This window comes from Vogesella sp. AC12, assembly GCF_024437575.1.
In the GTDB taxonomy this organism is placed as follows: domain Bacteria; phylum Pseudomonadota; class Gammaproteobacteria; order Burkholderiales; family Chromobacteriaceae; genus Vogesella; species Vogesella indigofera.
Window position 1 is genome coordinate 1 of sequence record NZ_JANFNU010000018.1, and the last position, 22475, is coordinate 22475.

General features: G+C 65.6%; 18 protein-coding genes. 10 read left to right on the forward strand and 8 right to left on the reverse strand.

Annotated elements, in window-relative coordinates; all coding sequences use genetic code 11:
* Positions 1–290 precede the first annotated feature (290 nt).
* Complete coding sequence (locus NOM55_RS16985; RefSeq protein WP_120809475.1) at positions 291–680, reverse strand: YidB family protein; 390 nt, start codon at positions 678–680, stop codon at positions 291–293.
* A gap of 217 nt (positions 681–897) precedes the next feature.
* On the opposite strand from NOM55_RS16985, the gene NOM55_RS16990 reads away from it, so the two are divergent.
* On the forward strand, positions 898–1074 hold the full coding sequence (locus NOM55_RS16990; RefSeq protein ID WP_156168065.1) for a hypothetical protein: 177 nt from the start codon (positions 898–900) through the stop codon (positions 1072–1074).
* A gap of 78 nt (positions 1075–1152) precedes the next feature.
* Here the strand turns inward: NOM55_RS16990 and NOM55_RS16995 are convergent, their stop codons facing one another.
* Entirely contained in the window at positions 1153–2412 is a 1260-nt protein-coding gene (locus tag NOM55_RS16995) for a nitronate monooxygenase (protein ID WP_255909831.1), read from the reverse strand.
* A 408-nt stretch (positions 2413–2820) separates the two neighbouring features.
* Here NOM55_RS16995 and NOM55_RS17000 point away from each other — a divergent pair, with 408 nt between their 5' ends.
* From NOM55_RS17000 to siaD, 7 genes are all read left to right on the forward strand, one after another.
* The gene (locus NOM55_RS17000; RefSeq protein WP_255909833.1) at positions 2821–5184 is read left to right on the forward strand and encodes a bifunctional diguanylate cyclase/phosphodiesterase; all 2364 of its coding nucleotides are present in this window, start codon (positions 2821–2823) and stop codon (positions 5182–5184) included.
* Between the two features lie 198 nt (positions 5185–5382).
* Positions 5383–6606, forward strand: coding sequence for an efflux RND transporter periplasmic adaptor subunit (locus tag NOM55_RS17005; RefSeq protein ID WP_255909835.1), 1224 nt, complete (start codon positions 5383–5385; stop codon positions 6604–6606).
* The gene (locus NOM55_RS17010; protein WP_255909837.1) at positions 6603–9671 is read left to right on the forward strand and encodes an efflux RND transporter permease subunit; all 3069 of its coding nucleotides are present in this window, start codon (positions 6603–6605) and stop codon (positions 9669–9671) included. The genes NOM55_RS17005 and NOM55_RS17010 overlap by 4 nt, the downstream gene beginning before the upstream one ends.
* 243 nt (positions 9672–9914) lie before the next feature.
* Complete coding sequence (gene siaA, locus NOM55_RS17015; protein ID WP_255909839.1) at positions 9915–11900, forward strand: biofilm regulation protein phosphatase SiaA; 1986 nt, start codon at positions 9915–9917, stop codon at positions 11898–11900.
* Between the two features lie 22 nt (positions 11901–11922).
* Positions 11923–12465 carry a biofilm regulation protein kinase SiaB gene (gene siaB, locus NOM55_RS17020; RefSeq protein ID WP_047968326.1) on the forward strand — a complete coding sequence of 181 codons (543 nt, stop codon included), beginning with the start codon at positions 11923–11925 and terminating at the stop codon, positions 12463–12465.
* A gap of 22 nt (positions 12466–12487) precedes the next feature.
* Entirely contained in the window at positions 12488–12883 is a 396-nt protein-coding gene (gene siaC / locus NOM55_RS17025) for a biofilm regulation phosphoprotein SiaC (protein WP_047968325.1), read from the forward strand.
* Complete coding sequence (gene siaD / locus NOM55_RS17030) at positions 12880–13671, forward strand: biofilm regulation diguanylate cyclase SiaD (protein ID WP_120809468.1); 792 nt, start codon at positions 12880–12882, stop codon at positions 13669–13671. The genes siaC and siaD overlap by 4 nt, the downstream gene beginning before the upstream one ends.
* 105 nt (positions 13672–13776) lie before the next feature.
* Here the strand turns inward: siaD and NOM55_RS17035 are convergent, their stop codons facing one another.
* The 6 genes from NOM55_RS17035 to NOM55_RS17060 all read right to left on the reverse strand — a co-directional run bounded on the left by NOM55_RS17035 (position 13777) and on the right by NOM55_RS17060 (position 20079).
* Positions 13777–14670: a LysR substrate-binding domain-containing protein gene (locus tag NOM55_RS17035; RefSeq protein WP_082133835.1), complete on the reverse strand. Its 894-nt coding sequence runs from the start codon at positions 14668–14670 to the stop codon at positions 13777–13779.
* Between the two features lie 505 nt (positions 14671–15175).
* Positions 15176–15856, reverse strand: a complete 681-nt coding sequence (locus NOM55_RS17040) for a Fe2+-dependent dioxygenase (RefSeq protein ID WP_255909841.1) — start codon at positions 15854–15856, stop codon at positions 15176–15178.
* Positions 15857–16003: 147 nt separating this feature from the next.
* On the reverse strand, positions 16004–18235 hold the full coding sequence (locus NOM55_RS17045; protein ID WP_255909843.1) for a TonB-dependent siderophore receptor: 2232 nt from the start codon (positions 18233–18235) through the stop codon (positions 16004–16006).
* A 109-nt stretch (positions 18236–18344) separates the two neighbouring features.
* Positions 18345–18755 (reverse strand): biopolymer transporter ExbD, encoded by a 411-nt coding sequence (locus tag NOM55_RS17050; protein WP_047968321.1) that lies wholly within the window; start codon positions 18753–18755, stop codon positions 18345–18347.
* Positions 18742–19416, reverse strand: a complete 675-nt coding sequence (locus tag NOM55_RS17055; RefSeq protein ID WP_120809465.1) for a MotA/TolQ/ExbB proton channel family protein — start codon at positions 19414–19416, stop codon at positions 18742–18744. Before NOM55_RS17055 ends, NOM55_RS17050 begins: the two co-directional genes overlap by 14 nt.
* A gap of 3 nt (positions 19417–19419) precedes the next feature.
* Positions 19420–20079 carry an energy transducer TonB gene (locus tag NOM55_RS17060; protein ID WP_255909845.1) on the reverse strand — a complete coding sequence of 220 codons (660 nt, stop codon included), beginning with the start codon at positions 20077–20079 and terminating at the stop codon, positions 19420–19422.
* A 190-nt stretch (positions 20080–20269) separates the two neighbouring features.
* Between NOM55_RS17060 and hslV the strand changes: the two genes are divergently transcribed.
* Both hslV and hslU read left to right on the forward strand, forming a co-directional pair.
* Positions 20270–20806, forward strand: coding sequence for an ATP-dependent protease subunit HslV (gene hslV, locus NOM55_RS17065; protein WP_047968318.1), 537 nt, complete (start codon positions 20270–20272; stop codon positions 20804–20806).
* Between the two features lie 31 nt (positions 20807–20837).
* Positions 20838–22175 (forward strand): ATP-dependent protease ATPase subunit HslU, encoded by a 1338-nt coding sequence (gene hslU, locus NOM55_RS17070; RefSeq protein WP_255909847.1) that lies wholly within the window; start codon positions 20838–20840, stop codon positions 22173–22175.
* Positions 22176–22475: the final 300 nt, after the last annotated feature.

Here is a 22475-nt window from a genome sequence, read left to right on the forward strand (position 1 = left end):
TGTGAAAGTAGGACACCGCCAGACGCCCCTTAAACAAAGCCCAGCTTGAGACATCAAGCTGGGCTTTGTGCTTTGCGCGCAGCAAATACCGCAGATCTTGCTGCCGCCATTCAATCTCCTGCCTTCTCCCGCCGCTGATCCAACGAAGTGCTTTCCACCACGCCCTCAATGCAAAGCACTGCGGACGACAACAAGCCCGGCCTGGTGGCCGGGCTTGGCTTTGGGTTGGGCTGGGGATGCGGCCAACCTTGCTCGCCTTGCCGGGGTGGCAGCGGATACCTCCGCCGCGCTCAGCGGTTGAACAGCCCCTTGGCGAGGTCCAGCCCTTGCGCCAGCAGGTTGTCGGCGGGCAGCTCGCCACCCGGCGTCAGCTTGTCGATCAGGGTCGGAAGGTGGTCGGCCAGCTGCTGCGACAGCTGGCTGCTGTCCAGTCCCAGTTTGGCGGCGACATCGCCGAGCTGGCTCTGGCCGAGTACTGATTCGATCTGCTCCGGGGTGATGCTGAGGTTGCTGCCGGTGCCGACCCAGGAATTGACGATTTCGCCCAGCCCGCCGCTCTGGAATTTCTCGACCAGGCCGCTGACACCGCCGTTTTGTTCCAGCAGCGTATTGGCACTGCTTAACCAGTTACTGTCGCCGCCGTTATCCAGCAAGCTGCCAAGTTGATTGAACAGGCTCATGATCGACCTTTCTATTTAGGGGAGATTCTGGTTTAAACCATAGTCCGGTTACAGACAATGCTTTTCGCACGGATGTTCCCTTTGTCGTTGCCGGTTTGTGGTGAGACTGGCTAAGCCGCTGTTTTTATTTGTGTTGCCGTGCCAGGGTGAGGGCAATGGCGTGGACTTTGCGGCGCGGCTGGCGCATACTGCCGCGTTCGCATTTTGGGAGAGTGTCATGCCGATCAATCATTTCGATATGCAGCGCCTGGCTGCAGTCAAGCTGAAAGACGATATCCGCAAGAAGGGATCGCCGGACCGTTTCGGCAAGGATTCCAACAACGGCAAGTCCGCCGGCAAAGGCCATCCACTGCTGGGGCAATTGCTGCAGCAGGTGAAGCCGCAGTCGAAGTAAGCCGTTGCGGCCAACGTTGGCCGCAAATAAAAAAAGCCGCTATTCCCGAGGAATGGCGGCTTTTTGTTTGGGCGGTGTTCAGACGGCGGCGCTGGCGTCCGGCAGGGCGATGCGGTTGTCCTTGCTGAACTGGTAGTCGTGGAACACGTGTTCGGCGCTGAGGATCTGGTAGCTGCCATCGGCGTTGCGATGGGTGGTGTCCTTCAGACGGTAGGTGTAGTGGCCACAGGTCCAGCAGTCGAAGTTACGCATGTGGGTGCACAGGCAGGTCTTGTCCCAGATGCGCACGCGGCGCTCGCCCGGATGGGCAGCGTGTTCGCGGTTGTAGGCGTCGATGTACTGGCAATTGCCGGAGGCATCGAGCAGGTAGCCGTAGGCCTCGCAGTTGGGGCGGATGATGTCGCCGATCGCCGGGCTGCTCTTCAGCATGCGCATCGGGTAGCCGGTCGGCGAGATCTGGTTGACTTCGATCTCGTCCTCGCTGGCCTTGAAGTATTCCTGCTGCACGTTTTCCGGCAGGCCGCATTCGCGGGTGACGGTGAAGCGGGTGGCGACCTGCACGGCGGCGGCGCCCATTTCCAGGAAGTTGGTGGCGTCGGTGCCGGTAAAGATGCCGCCGGCCGGGACCAGCGGGATGTCCAGTTTCTGCTCGACCAGCCAGTCGCGGATCTCGGCGACGATGGTGGCCAGGTCGTACTGTGCCCAGTCGAGGCCGAAGCCGAGGTGGCCGCCGGCCAGCGGGCCTTCGATCACGATGTAGTCGGGCAGGCGGTTGGTGCGGGCGCTCTTCTTCAGGAACAGCTGCAGCGCGCGCAGCGACGACACGATGATGCCCAGCTTCACGTCACGGAAGCGCGGGTGGTCCTCGATCAGGGCGAAGCTGCCCAGGTGCAGGCCCGCGGCGAGGGTGATGCCGTCGATGCCGGCATCCATGGCGGCGCGCATGCGGACACGCAGGGTGTCCTTCGGCGCGTTCATGGTCAGCTTTTCCATGCAGTTGATGAACACCATGCCGTCGCCGCGCTTGGCGTCCATGGTGTGGCCAACGTGCAGCTTGGTCGCCTCTTCCAGCAGGCCGAGGTTGAACTGCACCACCGACTTGTCGCTGTTCTCGACGTTGAATTTGTACTGCTTCAGCTTGTCCTTGACGTACTTGGTGTTGAAGCGGCGGTCGGTAACGGTCGGCACCATGGCGTCCGAGATGTGGCCGATGCCGCCAAGACGGGCAGCTTCCAGCGCCAGCGCGGCGGTGGAAATGTCCACGCCCATGCCACCGGTGATGATGGGGACCAGCTCTTTGTCGCCCAGTTTCAGGCGAAAGTCATCTACGCACTTCATTGCTTTGGTGTCCGTTTCCGTGTTGCCGGGGGCCGCGATTCAGGCCGCAGGTCAGCTTTAGAGTAATTGCTCGCTCAATATCATACCATTTTCGGCCCTGCCCGGTCTCGCCGCGTGAGCTGGCGCCGGGCGACGGTTTACAGGGGCGTCGTGGCGTACAAGGCTGGGACCGCATGCTGCGGCCAACGTTCAGCCCCGGTATGCGGCGCTGGCGGCAGTGTGGCGCCGCTGCATGACACGCTGACGACGTTGCGCGCGCGGCAATGACAATTGGCAGTGGTTCTGCTTTGCAAGCGGGGATTGCTGGCTATAGTGATACCTGACAATTGCTATTTCGATGTCATTTCTGGGCGGCCCGTGCTGGCGGTGCCGCGATTGCGTGCTGTGGTGTGTTGAAGAGGCCGGGTTATGGCAGTACTGCTTGGACTGTTGCCAACACTGTTACCCATCCTCGGCCTGTTCGGGCTGTATGTGGCGGTGCTGGCGGTCATCCCCGGCGCGCGGCTGCGCTGGCGCAATGCGGCGCTGGCGCTGATCTTTACCGGCGCCATGCTCTATACCCTGGCCTATCCGTTTGCGGTGGCGCCGGGGGTGTTCCTCGATGCGCGCGGCGCCATCCTCGCGGTCGCCATCCTGTTTGGCGGGCCGTGGGTGGGGGGCATTACCGCGCTGGCCGGCTGCCTGTACCGGTTGCAGCTGGGCGGCGCCGGTGCCGTGGCCGGCGTGTTCGGGCTGATGCTGAACCTGCTGGGTACCCTGTGGCTGTTGCGCTACCAGAGCCGGCCCTTGCTGGCGGCGCAGCCGTTTCCGGCGTCGATGCCGCTGGTGGCGCACCCGCTGCGCCTCGGCCTGCTGGTCGGCTGCTGGGCCGGGCTGGCGGAGGCGCTGTCGCTGCTGCTGATCCCGCCGTGGCAGCAGGGCTGGCGGCTGTTTGTGGACTCCGGGCTGACGCTGGCCGGCGTGCAGCTGCTCGGCTTTTTCGTGATGGGCAGCCTGCTGTGGACCTATCACCAGCGCCAGCTGCTGGAGCTGGCGTTGCGCCGCGCCGAACTAGACCTGCTGCTGGCACGGCAGGAGCGCGACGAACGCTTCGAGGTGATCTTCGAGCAGGCCGCGGTCGGCATCGCGCTGGTGGCGCCGGACGGCAGTCTGCTCAAGGTCAACGGCAAGCTGTGCGACATCCTCGGTCTCGACCGCGCCGAGCTGGTGGCGCGCACCTTCCAGGCTGTGACCTACCCCGAGGATCTGGATGCCGATCTGGCGCGGGTGGCGCAACTGCTGGCCGGCGAGATCGACACCTACCAGCTGGAAAAACGCTACCTGCGCGGCGATGGCGCCCTGGTGTGGGCCAACCTGACGGTGTCGCTGGTGCGCCACGGCAATGGCCGGCCGCACTACTTCATCAGCTTTATCGAGGACATCAGCGAGCGCAAGGCCTACCAGCAGCAGATCAGCACGCTGGCATTCCAGGACGTGCTCACCGAGCTGCCCAACCGGCGCCTGTTCCTCGACCGGCTGCGCTACGCGCTGGTGCGCAGCGAGCGTAGCGCACTGTATGGGGCGATCCTGCTGCTCGACCTCGACCACTTCAAGACTCTCAACGACACCCAGGGCCACGATGTCGGCGACAGCTTCCTGCAGTGCATCGCGTTGCGCCTGCGCGAGTGCGTGCGTGCCGAGGACACCGTGGCGCGGCTCGGCGGCGACGAGTTCGTGGTGATCCTGGAAGGGCTGGCCAAGGACGAGGCCAAGGCGGCCAGCCGCGCCGAGCAGCTGGCGGAGCAGATCCGACTGGCGGTCGGGCTGCCGTTTTCCTTCGAACGCAAGGACAGCCCGCGCGTGTTCCAGACCACGGCCAGTATCGGCATCAGCCTGTTCCATGGCGATCACGCCGCGCTGGACGACCTGCTCAAGCACGCCGACCTCGCGCTGTACGACGCCAAGGCCGCCGGCCGCAACACGCTGTGCTTCTACAATATCGAGATGCAGTACGCGCTGGAGATCCGCGCCGTGATCCAGAATGCGCTGTACCACGCGCAGGAGCTGAACGAACTGCTGATCTACGCCCAGCCGCAGGTCGATCGCGGCGGCCGCCTGGTCGGCGCCGAGCTGCTGCTGCGCTGGCATCACCCCAAGGTCGGCTGGATCTCGCCGAGCCAGTTCATCCCGCTGGCGGAAGAGACCGGTACCATCCTGTCGATCGGGCAGTGGGTGCTGCGCAGCGCCTGCCAGACGCTGGCGCGCTGGGCCCGCCAGCCGCAGTACGCGGCGCTGACGCTGTCGATCAATGTCAGCATTCGTCAGTTCCGCCACGCCGGTTTCGTCGACGAGGTGCGTGCCATCCTGGCGGAAACCGGCGCGCCGCCGGCCCGGCTGAAGCTGGAGTTCACCGAGAGCATCGTCATCGACAACGTCGACGACACCGTCCGCAAGATGAACCAGCTGCGCCAGATGGGCATCCGCTTTTCGATGGACGACTTTGGCACCGGCTATTCCTCGCTGTCCTACCTGAAAAAGCTGCCGCTGGACCAGATCAAGATCGACCAGAGCTTCATCCGCGACATGACCAGCGACGCCGACGATGCCGCCATCGTCACCGCCATCCTGTCGATCAGCCGCAGCCTGTCGCTGCAGGTGGTGGCGGAAGGGGTGGAAACCGAGGCGCAGCAGCAATTCCTCTACGACCACGGCTGCGAGCTGTACCAGGGCTTCCTGTACGGCCGGCCGATGCCGCTGGCGGAGCTGGAGCAATTCCACCAGCACGTGCGCTGATGCTTGGCCGCGGCACGGCCTCGCCATGCCATCCAAGATTTCTTAACGAATTGCCGCTCCCGGATTTCATGGTTAGCCGTTACTCTGCGTGTTACGCAGTGAATTCCTACTTCTCATGTTCCCCGCGTCCGCGCCGGCCCCGGATTCATTCCGCCTGTGGCCGCCGTGGTAGGCGCGGGCTTAACGGCAGGCATAGTCATGAAGCACAAACCCCTCCTGGCGGTGGCGGTCATCACGGCGCTGGGCGGCGCCATCTGGTGGCAGCAGGGTGCCAACTCCTCGGCACCGGCCGACGCCGCGCGCGGCAAGCGCGCCACCAGCGTCGAGCTCAGCCCGGTCAGCAGCGCGCCGGCCAGCATCCGCCTCAGCACCAACGGCAATGTCACCGCGCTGGACCGGCTGGAGTTGCGGCCGCAGGACAGTGGCGTGATTGCCGCCATCCGCGTGCGCGAAGGACAGCAGGTCGTGGTGGGCGAGGTGCTGGTGCAGCTGGATGCCGCCGCCGAGCGGGCGGAGCTGGCCAAGGCGCGCGCCGCGCTGGCCGCCAACCAGGCGCAGCTGAACATTGCCCGCCGCGAACTCTCGCGCAGCCAGGAGCTGAAGCAGCAGCAGTTCATCTCGCAAAGCGCGCTGGACACGGTGCAGGCCAGGGTGGAATCGCTGGCGGCCAACCTGGCCGCCGACCGCGCGCAGATCGACGCGGTGCAGGTGCAACTGGCGCGCAAGACGCTGCGCGCACCGGTGGCCGGCCAGGTCGGCGCCATCAGCCTGTCGCCGGGGGCGCTGGTGCAGCCGTCGATGGCGACCCCGCTGCTGACCATCACCCGCGTCGCGCCGGTGGCGGTCAGCTTCTACCTGGCGGAACGGCAGCTGCCGGTGGTGCGCCAGGCCCAGGCGCAGGCGCCGCTGACGGTGTACGCGCTGAACGAGGCCGACGGCAGCTGCCATCAGGGGCAGCTGAGCTTCATCGACAGCGCGGTGGACAGCAGCAACGGCAACGTGCTGCTCAAGGCGCAGTTTGCCAATGCCGGCAAGGCGTTGTGGCCGGGGCAGTTCGTGCGCGTGACGCTGGATGCCGGCCACTACCGCGACGCGGTGGCGCTGCCGGTGGCGGCGCTGGTGACCGGCCCCGATGGCCAGTTCACCTATGGCGTGGGCAAGGACAACAAGGTGCGGCGTCTGCCGCTGACGCTGCTGGCGGTGCAGGACGAGCTGGCCATCGTGCGTGGCGTGGCTCCCGGCACGGCGGTGATCAGCAGCGGCGGCCAGAACGTGCGCCCCGGCGAGACGGTGACGGTAGCCCGTGCCAAGTCGCGCGCGGCGCCGGCCGCCCAGCCTGAAACGGCAGCCAGCTGCCCGCCGCCTGCGGCCAACGTTGGCCGCACGGCGGAGGCCTCCGCCGCGGCCGGGGTGGCGCCATGATGAACCTGTCCGAACTGTGCATCCGCCGTCCGGTGATGACGGTGCTGCTGTGTCTGAGCCTGGTGATCGGCGGCCTGCTGGTGCTGGGGCGGCTGCCGATCGCCGCGTTGCCGAGCTTCGACACGCCGACTATCAACGTCTCCGCCAACCTGTCCGGCGCCAGCCCGGAAACCATGGCCTCGTCGGTGGCCACGCCGCTGGAAAAGCAGTTCGCCACCATTCCCGGCATCAACATCATCAGCTCCAGCAGCACCCAGGGCAGTACCTCGATCACGCTGGAGTTCGTCTCTGGCCGTGACATCGACGCCGCCGCGGTCGACGTGCAGGCCGCGCTGCTGCGCGCGCAGCGCGGCCTGCCGACCGAGATGACGCAGCTGCCGTCCTATCGCAAGGTCAACCCCGCCGACGCGCCCATCCTGCTGCTGGCGGTGAACTCGCCGTCGCTGGCGCTGACCGCGCTCAACGACTACGCCGAAAACCTGGTGTCGCCGACGCTGTCGACGCTGGAGGGCGTGGCGCAGGTGCAGATCTTCGGCCAGAAGCGCTACGCGGTGCGCATCAAGCCGGATCCGCAGAAGCTGGCGGCGCTGGACCTGACGCTGGAAGACATCGCCACCGCGGTGCGTGCGGCCAACGTCAACACGCCGCTGGGCACGCTGGAAGGTCCGGCGCAGATCCTCACCATCCAGAGCAACCGCCAGCTGCGCAATGCCGCCGAATTCGCCGCGCTGGCGATCGCGCAGCGGCAGGGCAGCGTGGTGCGGCTGGCCGAGGTGGCGACGGTGGAGGATAGCGTGGAAAACCTGAAGACCGGCAGCTGGGTCAACGGCGAGCGCTCCATCGTGCTGGCGGTGTTCCGCCAGGCCGACGGCAATACCGTGGCGGTGGTCGATGCCATCCGCGCCGCGCTGCCGAAGCTTGAGGCGCAGCTGCCCGGCTCGGTGCGCATCGCGCCGCTGAGCGACCGCTCGGAGTCGATCCGCGAGGCGGTGCACGACGTCAACCTGACGCTGATGCTGACGGTGGCGCTGGTGGTGATGGTGATCTTCATCTTCCTGCAGCGCGCAGCGGCGACGGCGATCCCGGCGCTGTCGCTGCCGGTGTCCATCATCGGCACGCTGGCGCTGATGTTCTTCCTCGGCTTCAGCCTCAACAACATCACGTTGCTGGCGCTGACGCTGGCGGTGGGGCTGGTGGTCGACGACGCGGTGGTGGTGCTGGAGAACATCGTGCGCTACCGCGAACAGGGCTTGTCGGCGCTGGAGGCGGCGCTGCGCGGCTCGCGCGAGGTGGCGTTCACCATCGTGTCGATCTCGCTGTCGCTGGTGGCGATCTTCATCCCGATCTTCTACATGGAAGGCGTGATCGGGCTGCTGTTCCACGAATTCGCGGTGGTGGTGACCATGGCGGTGCTGGTGTCGGCGCTGGTGTCGCTGACGCTGATCCCGATGTTGGCCGCACGCTTTTTGCGCGGCGACCAGTCGCACAGCACGCTGCACAATCCGCTGGCGCGCAGCTTCGAGCGCGCCTTCGCCGCGGTGCTGGCGGCGTACCAGCGCACGCTGGACGGGGCGCTGCACTGGCGCCGCACCACGCTGCTGGTGGCGCTGCTGACCTTCGCCGGTTCGGCGTGGATGTTCATGGCGATCCCGAAGGGCTTTTTCCCGAACGAGGACAACGGCCAGATCACCATCATCACCGATGCCGGCCAGGACGTGTCCTACCAGCGGCTGGCCGAGCTGCAGCAGCGCGCCAGCGACATCGTGCGCGACAACCGCCACGTCGCCAGCGTCACCTCGTCGCTGAACAGCGGCGGCGGGCGCATGTTCGTGTCGCTGAAGCCGCGCGGCCAACGTCCGGACATGGACAGCGTGGTCGGCGAATTGCGCCGCGAGCTGGGCCGCGTCACCGGGCTGACCTCGTTCATCAACCCGGTGCAGAGCCTGCGCCTGGGCGGCCGCTCCTCCAAGAGCCGCTACCAGTACGTGCTGCAAAGCGTGGAGTCGGCGGCGCTGTACGAGTGGTCGGACAAGCTGGAACGCGCGATGCGCGCCGAGCCGATGTTCCAGGATGTGACCAGCGACGCCCAGCTCAAGGGGCTGCAGGCGCAGCTGCTGGTCAACCGCGAACAGGCGGCGCAGCTCGGCGTCAGCCTGCAGGCGATCCGCAACACGCTGTACGCCGCCTTCGGCCAGCGCGAGGTGTCCACCATCTACACCCCGTCGGACAGTTACCCGGTGGTGATGCAGCTGGACGAGCGCTACCGCATCAACGAGAACGACCTGACGCGGCTGTCGGTGCGCAGCAGCAACGGTACGCTGGTGCCGCTGTCGGCGCTGGCCAGCGTACAGCGCAATGTCGGGCCGGTGTCGGTCAACCACCAGGGCCAGCTGCCGGCGGTGACGGTGTCGTTCAACCTCGCCCCCGGCGTGGCGCTGGGCGATGCCGACACCCGGCTGAAGGCGATCGCCGCCGACATCGGCCTGCCGGCCAGCATCTTCACCAGCTACGGCGGCGACGCCGCGGCCTTCGCCCAGTCGCAGGGCAGCCAGACCGTGCTGCTGGCGGTGGCGGTGCTGGTGATCTACGTGTTGCTGGGGGTGCTGTACGAGAGCTACATCCACCCGCTGACCATTCTCGCCGGCCTGCCGTCGGCGGCGATGGGCGCGCTGGGGGCGCTGATGCTGTTCGGGCAGGAGCTGACCATCATCGCCAGCATCGGCATCCTGATGCTGATCGGCATCGTGAAGAAGAACGCGATCATGATGATCGACTTTGCGCTGGCGGCGCAGCGCGAGCAGGGCATGACCCCGTTCGACGCCATCCGCACCGCCTGCCTGCTGCGGCTGCGCCCGATCCTGATGACCACGCTGGCGGCGATGATGGGCGCGCTGCCGATTGCGCTGGGGCTGGGCGCCGGCGCCGAACTGCGCCAGCCGCTGGGTCTGGCGGTGGTCGGCGGGCTGGTGTTCTCGCAGCTGATCACGCTGTACATCACCCCGGTGCTGTACCTGTGGTTTGACCAGCTGGGGTCGCGGCGCGCCGCCGTACCGCAGACGGCGTAGCGCGTTAGCGGTCCGGACGGCATCACGACAGCCCGGGGCTTGCCCGCGGGCTGTCGCTTTTTGTCGCCGTCATTTGGCGTGATTTGATAGTCAATGCTTTATTTAAATGCAGCCATTTGCTGATAACTACATCAACCCTGCTGCCAGCAGGGTTGGCCGCAGTGCGTAGCGCTGCGCCTTGATTGCCGCCCCGCAGTGCGCACGGCATAATCGATTGATTATCAAACGACAAATGAGATTTACATGGCAATGCTGGGCCTGCGGGGAAAATCGTTGCTGGCATTATTGCTGGCCTGTGTCATTGCCTTGGTGCCGGCGGCGCTGATCGGCTGGCAGGTGGTGGACAGTATCCGCACCCACTTCGGCGAGGCGTTCGCGCGCAACACCACGCTGCTGCAGCGCGAGAAGATCTTCGCGCCGCTGTCGCGCGAGCTGGCGCTGTCGCTGCGGCTGGCCGATTCCGAGGTCACCCGCCAGTGGCTGCGCGACGAGACCGACATCGCCAAGCGCGAGCTGTTCTTCCGCGAGGCGGAGGGCTACCGCCGCGACTTCCGCGACCACTCCTACTTCCTGATCAGCAACCGCACGCACGCCTACTACTTCAACGACGGCAAGAGCCCGCACACCGAATCCGCGCGCTACCTGCTGCGCGCCGACAAGGCCGACGACAGCTGGTACTTCAATACCCTGCGCGATACCGCCACCTTCAACATCAACGTCAACCACGACAGCCAGCTGAAGGTGACCAAGGCGTGGATCAACGTCATCGTGCACGAGGGCGGGCAGAAAGTTGGCCTGGCCGGCACCGGGCTGGAACTGACCACCTTCCTCAACGATTTCATCCGCAGCCGCGAGGCCGGCATCACGCCGATGATCCTCAACCGCCAGGGCGCGATCCAGGCGCACCCCGATCCGCGCCTGATCGCGCTCAACTCCGCCTCCGGCAAGGGGCAGGCGGCGCGTGGCGGCCTGCAGCTGGGCGATGCCCAGGAGCAGCAGGCGCTGCGGCTGGCGATGCGGCAGGCCGAATCCCGTCCCGGCGAGGTGGCCATGCTGTGGGCGACGCTGGGCGGCAAGCAGCAGCTGCTGGCGCTGAGCTTCATCCCGGAGCTGGGCTGGCACGTGGTGACCGCGGTGGACCTCAATGCGGCGCGGGTGTTCGACGGCCCGTGGCTGACCCCGGCGCTGATCGCACTGGCTGTGCTGCTGGCGGCGCTGCTGCTCGGCTTTGCCTACGCGGTGGAAAAGCTGGTGTTGCGCCCGATCAGCCAGCTGCGCAAGTCGGCGCAGGCGATGGCGGCCGGGCAGTATGAGGTGGCGCTGCCGGCGGAGCGCGACGACGAGATCGGCGAGCTGAGCGCCGCCTTCGGCGTGATGGCGAACAAGGTGCGCAGCCATACCAGCGAGCTGGAATACCGCGTGCGCGAACGCACCCGCGCGCTGGAAGAGGCCAACCGCGAGATGGCGGCCGCGCACAAGAAGATCGGCGATTCCATCGACTACGCCAGCCTGATCCAGCGTGCGATGCTGCCCGACCGCCAGCTGGTGCAGGCGCTGGGCGAGAAGCACGCGGTGCTGTGGCGGCCGCGCGATGTGGTCGGCGGCGATTTCTACGTCTACCGTGCCGGCGACCATACCCTGCTGTTCGGGGTGGTCGATTGCGCCGGCCACGGCGTGCCGGGCGCGCTGATGACGATGCTGGCGCACGCCGCCATCGACCAGGCGATTGTCGATATCGGCATGGACGATCCGGCCGGCATCCTCACCCGCTGCGACCGAATCCTGCGCGGCATGCTGCGCGAGGAGCGCAGCGGCCACGTGCTGGCCACCAATATGGACGCCGGTTTTGCCTGCGTCGACCTGCAGGCGCGCACGGTGACCTTTGCCGGCGCCAAGATCGCGCTGTACTACAGCGACGGCGACGACGTCGGCGAACTGCCCGGCGCGCGGCGCGCCATTGGTGACAAACGCATCGGCGAGTACCAGAATGCACAGTTGCCGCTGCAGGCCGGGCGCAGCTTCTACATGACCACCGACGGTTTCCTCGACCAGGCCGGTGGCGAGCTGGGCTTCGGCTTTGGCAGCAGCCGTTTTGCCGAGATGATCCGCCGCCACGCGCGCCTGCCGCTGGACGAGCAGGGGCAGGCATTCAGCGCCACGCTGGCCGAGTACCAGGGCCGGCACGCGCAGCGCGACGACATCACCATGCTGTGTTTCCGTTTTGACTGATGCCCAACCAGGGGGAGCTTCCATGGAACCGTTTGACCTGTTCAGCATGCGCGAGAGCTATAACCGCCAGCAGATCATGCTGTGCTTCAATGGCCCGATCTCGCGCAGCCTGATCGAGGAAATTGGCAATGCGCTGCGCAACTACCTGGCGGCGGATCACGCGCACCCGTCATCGGCGATGGATGTGTTCGGCGTCTACATCGAGCTGACACAGAACATCCGCCACTACGCGCAGCAAAAAGGCTGGACCGAGACCGACGCCAGCGCCACCGTGGTGGTGGCGCGCAACGACGCCGGCCACTACGTGGTGTCCGCCGGCAACATCATCGAGCAGGCCGACGGCGAGGCCCTGCTGGCCTGCATCGACGAGCTGGCCGGCCTCGACAAGGCGGCGCTGAAGGCGCGCTACAAGGAGCAGCTGCGCAAGCCGCGCGAGGCCGAGGCCGCCAGCGGCGCCGGGCTGGGGCTGATCGACATCGCCCGCAAGTCCAGCGCGCCGCTGCAGGGTAGCCTGCGCCAGTTGACCGATGGCCGCGCCTTTGTCAGCCTGCGCGCCGAGATATGAACCATTACCGAGCACCCAGAAGATGAGCAACTTCTCCATCCCCGGCAGTCAATCCACTCCCGCCATCGACGGCGACTGGGACCACGGCACCCTGTCGATGCAGGGGGATTCCTATCCGGAAAACTCCTACGAACTGTTCCAGCAGGTGTTCAGCTGGGTCGAGCGCTTCCTGCTGGAAGCCGGCCGTCCGCTGACGCTGGAGCTGCGCCTGTTGTACCTCAATACCAGCAGCATCAAGGCGATGATGGACATTCTCGACCTGCTGGAAGAAGCGCACCACGACGGCAAACCGGTGGCGGTGAACTGGCGCTATGACCCGCGCAACGAGCGGGTGGCGGAACTGGCCGAAGAATTCAAGGAAGACTGCACCTTCCCGTTTGCCATTGTCGCGCTGGATTCGGCAGCCAGCGCATCATGAGCCGCGACAACGGCGAGCTGGAAGAGCTGATCAAGCGCCTGCTGGCGGATCCGGACCTGCGCGAGCATCCGCTCAATTTCGCGCTGGGCCAGCTGTGGTTCCAGTACCGCGAGCTGCTCAACCGCATGGAGCGCATCACCCGCATGTCGGACGCCTACCAGAGCATGGCGCGGCAGCGCGAGCTGAGCCTGGCCGAGCGCTTCGACAAGCAGCTGCGCCAGCTGGAAAAGGTGGCGCGCATTTCCGACCGCTACCAGCACATGATGCGCGAGCTGAACATCGCGCTGAAGGAAGCGGCCACCCACGACCCGCTCACCGCGCTGGCCAACCGCCGCCCGCTGATTGAGCGCCTGAAGGCGGAGATGGAGCGCAGCGAACGCTTGGGCCACAGCTTCTGCGTCGCCATGCTCGACATCGACCGCTTCAAGCGCATCAATGACGGCCACGGCCACGATGTCGGCGATACCGTGCTGATCGAGACGGCGCGGGTGATGGAGGCGGAGGTGCGCGAATACGACCTGTGCGGCCGCTGGGGTGGCGAGGAATTCCTGATCATCCTGCCGGAGTCGACACTGGCGCTGGCCGACGACATCGTCCGCCGCGTGCGCGGTTGCATCAGCCAGCTGAAGGTGCGCGTCGGTGACGAGGTGCTGTCGATCACGGTCAGCGCCGGGCTGGCGCAGTACCGTGGCGACGGCGAGAGTTATTCCGAGCTGCTCAACCGTGCCGATGCCGCATTGCTGCAGGCCAAGCGCGACGGGCGCGACAGCCAGCAACTGGCCGTCTGAGCCGGCGGCTAGCGCGGCCGCTGGTGGCGAGCGGTTTCCCCTGCGGCGTTGCCGTCCTGCCTTTTTCCCCGGATTTTCCCTTTTGCCTCACATCGAGCGCCGGCATCAGCCGGTGCCGGCGCTCGCTTCGGCAAATTCCGCCAGCGCCCAGTCGCGGAACGCGATCACGCTCGGCAGGTCGGCCAGCTCCTGCGGGTAGATCAGGTAGTAGGCCCACTCGGTCTGCAGCGCGATGTCGGACAGCGCGATCAGGCTGCCGTTGGCCAGTTCCTCACCGATCATGCTCTCGTCGGCGAGGGTGATGCCCATGCCGCGCAGGGTGGCGGTGATCGCCAGATCCAGCGTGTCGAAGGTGTAGGCGTCGAGATTGCCGCTCACCGGCACTCCGGCCAACGTAAACCAGTGATGCCAGAAGTTGTCGTCGTGCGACGGGTGCAGCAGCGGGTAGTCGCGGAACGCTTCCGGTGCCGGCGGCGTGGCGTTGCCGAGCAGTGCCGGTGCTGCGACCGGGATGAAGCGCGCCGGGCGCAGGCGGTGGTAGACCAGCCCCGGTTCTTTCGTCAGGCTGGCCTGGAACGAGATGTCGTACTCGCGGCTCTTGAAGTTGGGGTCAAAGCCGGTGATCGAGATCATGCTGACGATCAGCTCCGGATGGCGGGCACGGAAACCGGCCAGCTTGGGCAGCACCCAGCGCGCGGCGATCGACGGGCTGGTCTTGATGCGCAGCTCGCGGCTGCGGCGGTTGATGGCGTCGCTGGCCGCCTCGATGCGGTGAAAGGCGTCGCGCACCGCCGGCAGCAGCGCCATGCCCTCCGGCGTCAGCGCCAGCCCGCGCGCCTGGCGCACGAACAGCTGCAAGCCGTAGTGCGCCTCCAGCGACTGGATGTGGCGGCTGACCGCGCCCTGGGTCAGGTGCAGGGTGTCGCCGGCGCGGGTGAACGACAGCTGTTCGGCGGCGACCAGGAACACGCGCAAGGCATTGAGGGGAGGGAGTTTCATCTACGGATTCGCCATGAGTTTTATGCATGGTAAACATGCGTATTAATGCTTTGTCAACTATGGGTCTTGCCCGTATTCTCTAGCGCGCTGCCGATAAAGATGAATGACTTAGCGCACTGTGCGGCGCCCCTTGCCGAGGTGCGTTATTTTTGAGCAATGCAATATTCTCATGCGCTGCTCCGGCGCAAGATTGTTTTTGTTCTGCCTGCTTTTTTGGCATGACCCGCTTGCGGCGGGTGGCCAGACGAATGAAGGGTGTGCTTGCGGCGATGCCGGCAAGCGCATCATGAGGAACCTGCCCTGTCCGACAGGTGTGTGGTAGGCGTGATGTCGCAGCAACGAATGGGTCGTGCTGCGGCGGATCGCCACGGTGTCCGGCGTCGCCGGGTACTGGCTGTATCGCCCTGTTTGTCAGGGTTTGCTCTGTCTCACGGTGTCCCGCCGGATCATGATCCGGCGGGGTTTTTTTTGCCTTGCGGCCAGGGTTGGCCGCAACGGCGTCCGCTCAGATCTCCGCCCACATCCGCAGCAGGTTGTGATACAGCGCGGTCAGGTTCACCACTTCCTCGCTGTCTCCGACCTGCTGGCGCAGCGCGATGATCGACATGTCCATGTCGAACAGCATCGCGCGCTTGGCGTCATCGCGGATCATGCTCTGCGTCCACATGAACGAGGCCAGCCGCGCGCCGGCGGTGACCGGCTCCACCCGGTGCAGGCTGGTGGACGGGTACAGGATCATGTCGCCGGCCGGCAGCTTGACGCTGTGCAGGCCGTAGGTGTCTTCCGCCACCAGCTCGCCGCCCTGGTACTCGTCCGGATGGCTGAAAAACAGCGTGCACGACACGTCGGTGCGCACGTACTGGCCGGAGAGCGGGTCGCTGCGGATGGCATTGTCGACGTGATTGCCGTAGGTCATGCCGCCCTGGTAGCAGTTGAACATCGGCGTCATGGTGACCTTGGGCAGCGCCGCCGACATGAACAGCGCATTGCGCGCCAGCGCGCGCTGTACCAGCGCCGCCAGTTCGCGCGCGGTCTCGCCCTGCGGCGGCAGTTGCAGATTGTGTTTGACGTCGAGCGCCTGGTGGCCGGCGGTGGCACGGCCGTCCTGCCACTGGGCATTGGCTAGCAGCATGCGGGCGTGGGACAGTTCTTCGGCGGTGAGGACTTCGGGGATGTGCAGCAGCATGGGGTTTCCTGATCAAAACGGGGTTGGCAGACGCAGGGGACGGGGTGGCGCATCCTGCCAGCGTTTTGGCGAGCGTTCTGCCGTGCTCGCCAAAACGGCCTTGCGGCCAACCTGTGCACGACAAGGTTGGCCGCAAGGCGCGCGGGCTTAGTACTTGTAGCCCACGGTCAGCTGCACCTCACGCGGCGATGCGGCGGAGGCATGGCCGCCGTACAGTGCGTCGTAGTACTTCTTGTTGGTGAGGTTGTTGACGTTGAGGCGCACATTGTACTTGCGCTCCTCGTACGACAGCATCGCGTCGGCACGCACATAGCTCGGTGCGAAGCGGGCCTTGCTGGCGTCAAACTTCACCGGTTGGCCGCCAACCGATTGCGAGTCGGCCACGTAGCGCTTGCCGGTGTAGTACAGGCCGACGCCGGCGGTGACCTTGTCGGTCACCTTGTAGGTGGTCCAGATATTGGCGGTCTTCTTCGGCGTGTACTTCGGCACGGCACCCTTGTTGGCGTCGGTCGGTGCGTTGTTGGCCCAGCCCTGGTCGATCTTCGGATCCATCAGCGTGGCACCGGCAAACACTTCCCACTTCTCGCTGAGGCGGCCGGCGATTTCCACTTCGACGCCATTGGTGTGACGCTTGGCGTAGAGAATGGCGACGTCCGGCGACAGCGCGTCGGTGTTGCGTTCGTTCAGCTTCTCGGTGCGGAACACGGCGGCGCGCAGGGTGGCATCGCCGTCGGCCAGATCCCACTTGGCACCGATTTCGTAGTGCTTGTTGCGCTCCGGCTGCTGCTTGTCGGTGGTCAGGCCGGCCGACAGGTCGAACTGGTAGGCCTCGCCGGACGGGTTCATCAGGCTGCTGTAGCCGAGGTAGTAGCTGGATTCCTTGGTCGGCTGCCAGATCAGGCCGGTACGGTAGCTGAGGCCGCGATCGTCACGCTTGCTGCTACCGGTTTGCACGCCGGTGGTGGTGTTGTAGGTCTTGTAGGTACCTTCCAGCTGGTCCATGCGCAGGCCGGCCATCACCTTCCACTGCTGGTTCAGCGCCACGGTGTCGGTGACGTAGGCGGCCAGGTTGCGGGTCACGAAGTCGTTGGAACGGTGACGGGTGTAGCCACCGGTGTAGAAGCCTTCCGGATCGCCGACGCTGCCGACCACGTTCGGCACCGCGCTGCTGGCGCGGATGCTGTAGGCGTTCTGCGTTTCGCGGGTGAATTCCACGCCGGCCAGCAGTTCGTGGCTGAGGCTGCCGGTGTCGAACTTGCCGTTGTAATCGACGCTCAGCGACTGGGTCTCGTTCAGCGAACCGCGCAGCTTGCCGCTGTAGCCGAGCTGGGTGGCATCGGTGACCGGGGTGCCGGCCGGCGAGTTGCGCAGCTGTGGCTGCGACACGATCACCTGGCGGTCATAGCGGCCGACGCGCAGCTGGGCGGCGATCTCGTTCTTGCTGTCCAGCTTGTGGGTGGCGCGCACGGTGCTGATGTCGGCGGTGATGTCCTCGCTGTTCATGCCCTGCAGGCCGTAGTAGCGGTCCACCGGCACGTCGATCGGCTGCAGCGTGTTGGGGTCGAACGGCACGCCCAGCATCGGGGTGTTGTTTTCCTTCAGCTGCATGTGCGACAGCACGATGGTGGTCGGTTCACCGAGGCCGAAGGCGATCGACGGCGCGATGCCGTGGCGCTTGGATTCGCTGATGCCGTCCGGGCTGCCGTCATTGGTGGCCATCACGTTCAGGCGGATGGCGGCGGTGTCGGACAGTGCCTGGTTGATGTCGGCGGTGCCGCGATAGAAATCGTTGGTGCCGATGGTGGTGGACAGTTCCACCTGTTCGCCGGCAAACGGGGTCTTGCTGACCTGGTTGATCACGCCGCCGGTGGAGCCGCGGCCGAACAGCATCGAGCTGGCGCCCTTCAGCACCTCAATGCGCTCGTCGTTGAACGGGTCGCGGTTGTACTGCGCCACGTCGCGCTGGCCGTCGCGGTAGGTATCGCCAAAGGCGGAGAAGCCGCGCAGGATGATGGAGTCGCCGGAGCGGCCGCCCTCACCGGCGACGAAGGTGATGCCGGACACATTTTTCAGCACGTCCTTCATGTTGATGTCGCCCTGGTCGGCGATCAGCTGGCGGGTGACCACCGAGACCGCCTGCGGTACATCCTTCAATGCCTGCTTCTGCTTACCCAGCGTGGTGGTGGCGGCGTTGTAGCTGCCACGTGGTGCCTGTTCCGCCTGTACCTTGATGGTTTCCAGTTGCGCGGTATCGCTGCTCTTGGCATCGTCGGCCAGCGCCAGGCCCGGCGCCAGGCTGACGGCCAGCACGCTGGCGAGCATTTTGTTCGGTCGTTTTTTCTGCGCGATGGCGGCAGAGGAGGTGAGATGCCGTTTCATTGTTGTGGTGGTCCGTGTGCAAGGTTGAAGACAACACGCGCCCCGCACCACGGCCGGCGGGCCGTGGCGTCAGGGATGGTACGCGCGGGAAAAATCAGTTAGCCGAAAATCAGTCGGCTTCGGTAACGAAGCCGATACGGCTGACGCCGGCGCTTTGCGCATCGGCGAGGGTGATGGCGACCAGTTCGTAGCGCACCGACTTGTCGGCGCGCAGGTGCAGCTCGACTTCAGGGTTGGCCGCAGCGGCCTCGGCAAAGCGGCTACGCAGCACGCCGGATTCCACCGGCGCGTCGTTCCAGAACATCTTGCCCTCGGCGTTGATCACCAGCCGGATCGCCTGCGGCTTGTCCTGGTGTTGCGCGGCGCTGGCCTGCGGCAGGTCCAGCTTCACCGCATTGGTCAGCAGCGGCGCGGTGATGATGAACACCACCAGCAGGACCAGCATCACGTCGACCAGCGGCGTGGTGTTGATCTCGGCCATCGGCGCGTCGGCGCCCTTGTCAAAACTACCGAACGCCATCTTCACCTCCGCGGGTCAGCAGCTGCGCGTGCAGGTCGTGGGTGAAGTGGTCCATGTCCTGGTTGATGACGCGGTTCAGGCGCACGAAGGTGTTGTAGGCCATCACCGCCGGAATGGCTGCGGCCAACCCTGCCGCCGTGGCGACCAGTGCCTCGCCGATCGGGCCGGCGACGGTGGCGATCGACACCTGGCCCTGGGTGCCGATGTTGACCAGCGCGTGATAGATGCCCCACACCGTGCCGAACAGGCCGATGAACGGCGCGGTGGAGCCGATGGTGGCGAGGAAGGTCATGCCGCCTTCCAGCTGCTGCTGTTCCTGCGCCAGGCGTTTGCGCAGCGCGCGGGTCAGGTATTCGTCCAGGCTGCAGCTCTGGCCCAGCGAGCTGGTGCTGTGCTGGCGATACTGGCGCAGCGCGCCGAGGCCGTCCTGGGTCAGGCGCGCGACCGGAGCCTCGCTGTGCTGCAGTGCGGTTTCCACTTCCGTCCACGACGCGGCCGCCCACAGCGTGGCTTCCGAGGCGCGGTTGTCGCGCCGTACCTGCCACGCGCGCCAGCCGCGCAGCGCGATGAAGTACCAGGTGAGGATCGACATCGCGATCAGGATCAGGAATACCGACACCAGAATGGCGTCGCCCTGTTGGAAAGTCAGCATCAGGTTCATGGTTTAGGCTTTGCTCAGATCAAATTCAATAAAAAAGCTGTGGGGGTACTGTATTGGAACGTTACCGCGCATGGCGGGGCGGAAGCGCCAGTTGCGCACCGCCTGCAGCGCGGCGCGGTCGAGGCGCGGGAAGCCGCTGGACTGGGAAAGGCTGACATCGATGGCGCGTCCTTCGGTCGTGACGACCACGCGCAAACCGACGCGACCGGATTCACCCAGCTCGATCGACAGCGGCGGATACACCGGGCGTGGATTGTCCAGATGGCCACCTGCATGGGTAGGCGGGACGACCGGTGCCGGCGGGGCCGGTGGCGCGGGCTCGCTACGGCTGGCGACTGGTGCCTCGGCTACGGCGGGTGTCTTGCTGGTGACGGCCTCGGCACGGGTGTCGGTGGTGATCGCCTTCGGCGACGGCTTGGCGGGCGCCGGTAACGGCCGCGGTGCCGGTGCCGCCTTGCGCGGTTTGGGGCTGGCCGTCTTGGCGGTTGCGGGCGGTTGCGGGCGGATGTCCGGTGCCGGCGGTGCCGGAATGGTCACCATTTCCATTGGCAGCGGCTGTGGCGGCTGCGCTGGTTGCGCGGCATGGCTCATCGACAGCAGCAGGCCGACGTGGCCGGCGGTGATGGCGGCCAGCATGGCGTAGCGTGAAAACGAGGATTCCATTGCAAATCATCTTGATAGTAATTCCTATTTATATTATCGATGACGTGGCAACGGGTCAACTTCGGCGTGGTGGTGAGGGGGGGCTGGCGTTGCTGGCGGGCGAGGACCGGGCGCTTGATTAATGCGCCGCTGACTACATATTGAAAAGGACGATCGACATCCCGTGGTCGCTTTTTCAGTGGGGCAGTGAATGCAGCAGTTTGACGGAACTACCATCGTATCGGTGCGCCGTGGCCAGCGTGTGGCGCTGGGCGGCGACGGCCAGGTAACCCTCGGCAATATCGTGATCAAGTCCACCGCGCGCAAGGTGCGCCGCCTGTATCACGACAAGGTGCTGGCCGGCTTCGCCGGTGGCACGGCCGACGCCTTCACCCTGTTCGAACGCTTCGAGGCCAAGCTGGAAAAACACCAGGGCCATCTGGTGCGCTCGGCGGTGGAGCTGGCCAAGGACTGGCGCACCGACCGCATGCTGCGCCGGCTGGAGGCGATGCTGATCGTCGCCGACAGCGAATCGACGCTGATTATCACCGGCAACGGCGACGTGCTGGAGCCGGAGCAGGGCATCGCCGCCATCGGTTCCGGCGGTGCCTTCGCCCAGTCCGCGGCGCGGGCGCTGTTCGAGAACACCGATCTCGATCCGGAAGTGGTGGTGAAGAAGTCGCTGGAGATCGCCGGCGACATCTGCATCTATACCAATCACAACCACCTGATCGAAACCCTGGGCTGAGTTGCGGCCAACCTTTACTGCGGATATCTCCATGACCACCATGACGCCACAGGAAATCGTCCACGAACTGGACAAGCACATCATCGGCCAGCAGGCCGCCAAGCGCGCCGTCGCCATCGCCCTGCGCAACCGCTGGCGCCGCCAGCAGGTGGCCGAGCCGTTGAAGAGTGAAATTACCCCTAAGAACATCCTGATGATCGGGCCGACCGGCGTCGGCAAGACCGAGATCGCCCGCCGCCTGGCGCGGCTGTCCAACGCGCCGTTCATCAAGGTGGAGGCCACCAAGTTCACCGAGGTCGGCTACGTTGGCCGCGACGTCGACACCATCATTCGCGATCTGGTGGAAGTGGCGCTGAAGGAAGCGCGCGACGCCGCCATCGTGCGCAACCGCCACCGCGCCGAAGACGGCGCCGAAGAGCGCATCCTCGACGTGCTGCTGCCACGGCCGCGACCGGCCGCCGGTTTCTTCACCGAAGAGACTGCCGGCGACAAGCCGGAAGACGGCGCCACTCGCCAGAAATTCCGCAAGAAGCTGCGCGAGGGCGCGCTCGACGACAAGGAAATCGAGATCGAGTTGGCCGAAGCGCCGGCCCGGATGGAAATCCTGAGCCCGCCGGGCATGGAGGATTTCTCCAGCCAGCTGCAGGGCCTGTTCCAGGGCCTCAACGCCGGCAAGAAGAAGACGCGCAAGCTGACTATCGCCGAAGCCTACAAGCTGCTGATCGACGAAGAGGCGGCCAAGCTGGTCAACGACGAAGAGATCAAGGCCGAGGCGCTGCGCAATGTCGAGCAGAACGGCATCGTGTTCCTCGATGAAATCGACAAGGTCACCAGCCGCGCCGAGGGCAACAACGCCGACATCTCGCGCGCCGGCGTGCAGCGCGACCTGCTGCCGCTGGTGGAGGGCACCACCGTCACCACCAAGTACGGCATGATCAAGACCGACCACATCCTGTTCGTCGCCTCCGGCGCCTTCCACCTGTCGAAGCCGTCGGACCTGATCCCGGAGCTGCAAGGCCGCTTTCCGATCCGCGTCGAGCTGGACTCGCTGTCGGTCGACGACTTCAAGGCCATCCTCACCAGCACCGACGCCTGCCTCACCCGCCAGTACCAGGCGCTGCTGGCCACCGAAGGCATCGAGCTGGTGTTTGCCGACAGCGGCATCCAGCGCCTGGCCGAGATCGCGTGGCAGGTGAACGAGAAGACCGAGAACATCGGTGCGCGCCGTCTCTATACCGTGATGGAGAAGCTGCTGGAGAGCATCGCCTTCGACGGCAAGGCCGGCCGCTTCGAACTGGATGCCGGCTACGTCGACAGCAAGCTGGACCTGCTGGCGCAGCGCGAGGACCTGGCGCGCTACGTACTATAAGTACAAGGTTGGCCGCAGGATTGCGGCCAACCTTGTCCGCGTCAGCGGCCGCCGTCAGGCGGCCGTTAACGTTTCAAAAGCGGGTAAATATAAAAATCAGGCGTAAAAAGGCGGTATTTGAATATTTGGCTGGCGGGGCGGGGCGCTGACGGGCGGGTAGGCGGCGGGTTTTGCGATAGTCTGCAAAATAGTTTAATCGGGTAATTGTTTGTAAATCAGCGGGTTGTCTGTGTTTTTTGTCAAAACTCGCACTTTTCTGCAAAAAACCTGTTGACGCTGCTTCTGCGCTTAGCTATAGTT

What these genes read in the sequence shown, in the direction of transcription:
- NOM55_RS16985 (WP_120809475.1), bottom strand. Translation starts at nt 680, where the DNA reads ATGAGCCTGTTCAATCAACTTGGCAGCTTGCTGGATAACGGCGGCGAC.
- NOM55_RS16990 (WP_156168065.1), top strand. Translation starts at nt 898, where the DNA reads ATGCCGATCAATCATTTCGATATGCAGCGCCTGGCTGCAGTCAAGCTG.
- NOM55_RS16995 (WP_255909831.1), bottom strand. Translation starts at nt 2,412, where the DNA reads ATGAAGTGCGTAGATGACTTTCGCCTGAAACTGGGCGACAAAGAGCTG.
- NOM55_RS17000 (WP_255909833.1), top strand. Translation starts at nt 2,821, where the DNA reads ATGGCAGTACTGCTTGGACTGTTGCCAACACTGTTACCCATCCTCGGC.
- NOM55_RS17005 (WP_255909835.1), top strand. Translation starts at nt 5,383, where the DNA reads ATGAAGCACAAACCCCTCCTGGCGGTGGCGGTCATCACGGCGCTGGGC.
- NOM55_RS17010 (WP_255909837.1), top strand. Translation starts at nt 6,603, where the DNA reads ATGATGAACCTGTCCGAACTGTGCATCCGCCGTCCGGTGATGACGGTG.
- siaA (WP_255909839.1), top strand. Translation starts at nt 9,915, where the DNA reads ATGGCAATGCTGGGCCTGCGGGGAAAATCGTTGCTGGCATTATTGCTG.
- siaB (WP_047968326.1), top strand. Translation starts at nt 11,923, where the DNA reads ATGGAACCGTTTGACCTGTTCAGCATGCGCGAGAGCTATAACCGCCAG.
- siaC (WP_047968325.1), top strand. Translation starts at nt 12,488, where the DNA reads ATGAGCAACTTCTCCATCCCCGGCAGTCAATCCACTCCCGCCATCGAC.
- siaD (WP_120809468.1), top strand. Translation starts at nt 12,880, where the DNA reads ATGAGCCGCGACAACGGCGAGCTGGAAGAGCTGATCAAGCGCCTGCTG.
- NOM55_RS17035 (WP_082133835.1), bottom strand. Translation starts at nt 14,670, where the DNA reads ATGAAACTCCCTCCCCTCAATGCCTTGCGCGTGTTCCTGGTCGCCGCC.
- NOM55_RS17040 (WP_255909841.1), bottom strand. Translation starts at nt 15,856, where the DNA reads ATGCTGCTGCACATCCCCGAAGTCCTCACCGCCGAAGAACTGTCCCAC.
- NOM55_RS17045 (WP_255909843.1), bottom strand. Translation starts at nt 18,235, where the DNA reads ATGAAACGGCATCTCACCTCCTCTGCCGCCATCGCGCAGAAAAAACGA.
- NOM55_RS17050 (WP_047968321.1), bottom strand. Translation starts at nt 18,755, where the DNA reads ATGGCGTTCGGTAGTTTTGACAAGGGCGCCGACGCGCCGATGGCCGAG.
- NOM55_RS17055 (WP_120809465.1), bottom strand. Translation starts at nt 19,416, where the DNA reads ATGAACCTGATGCTGACTTTCCAACAGGGCGACGCCATTCTGGTGTCG.
- NOM55_RS17060 (WP_255909845.1), bottom strand. Translation starts at nt 20,079, where the DNA reads ATGGAATCCTCGTTTTCACGCTACGCCATGCTGGCCGCCATCACCGCC.
- hslV (WP_047968318.1), top strand. Translation starts at nt 20,270, where the DNA reads ATGCAGCAGTTTGACGGAACTACCATCGTATCGGTGCGCCGTGGCCAG.
- hslU (WP_255909847.1), top strand. Translation starts at nt 20,838, where the DNA reads ATGACCACCATGACGCCACAGGAAATCGTCCACGAACTGGACAAGCAC.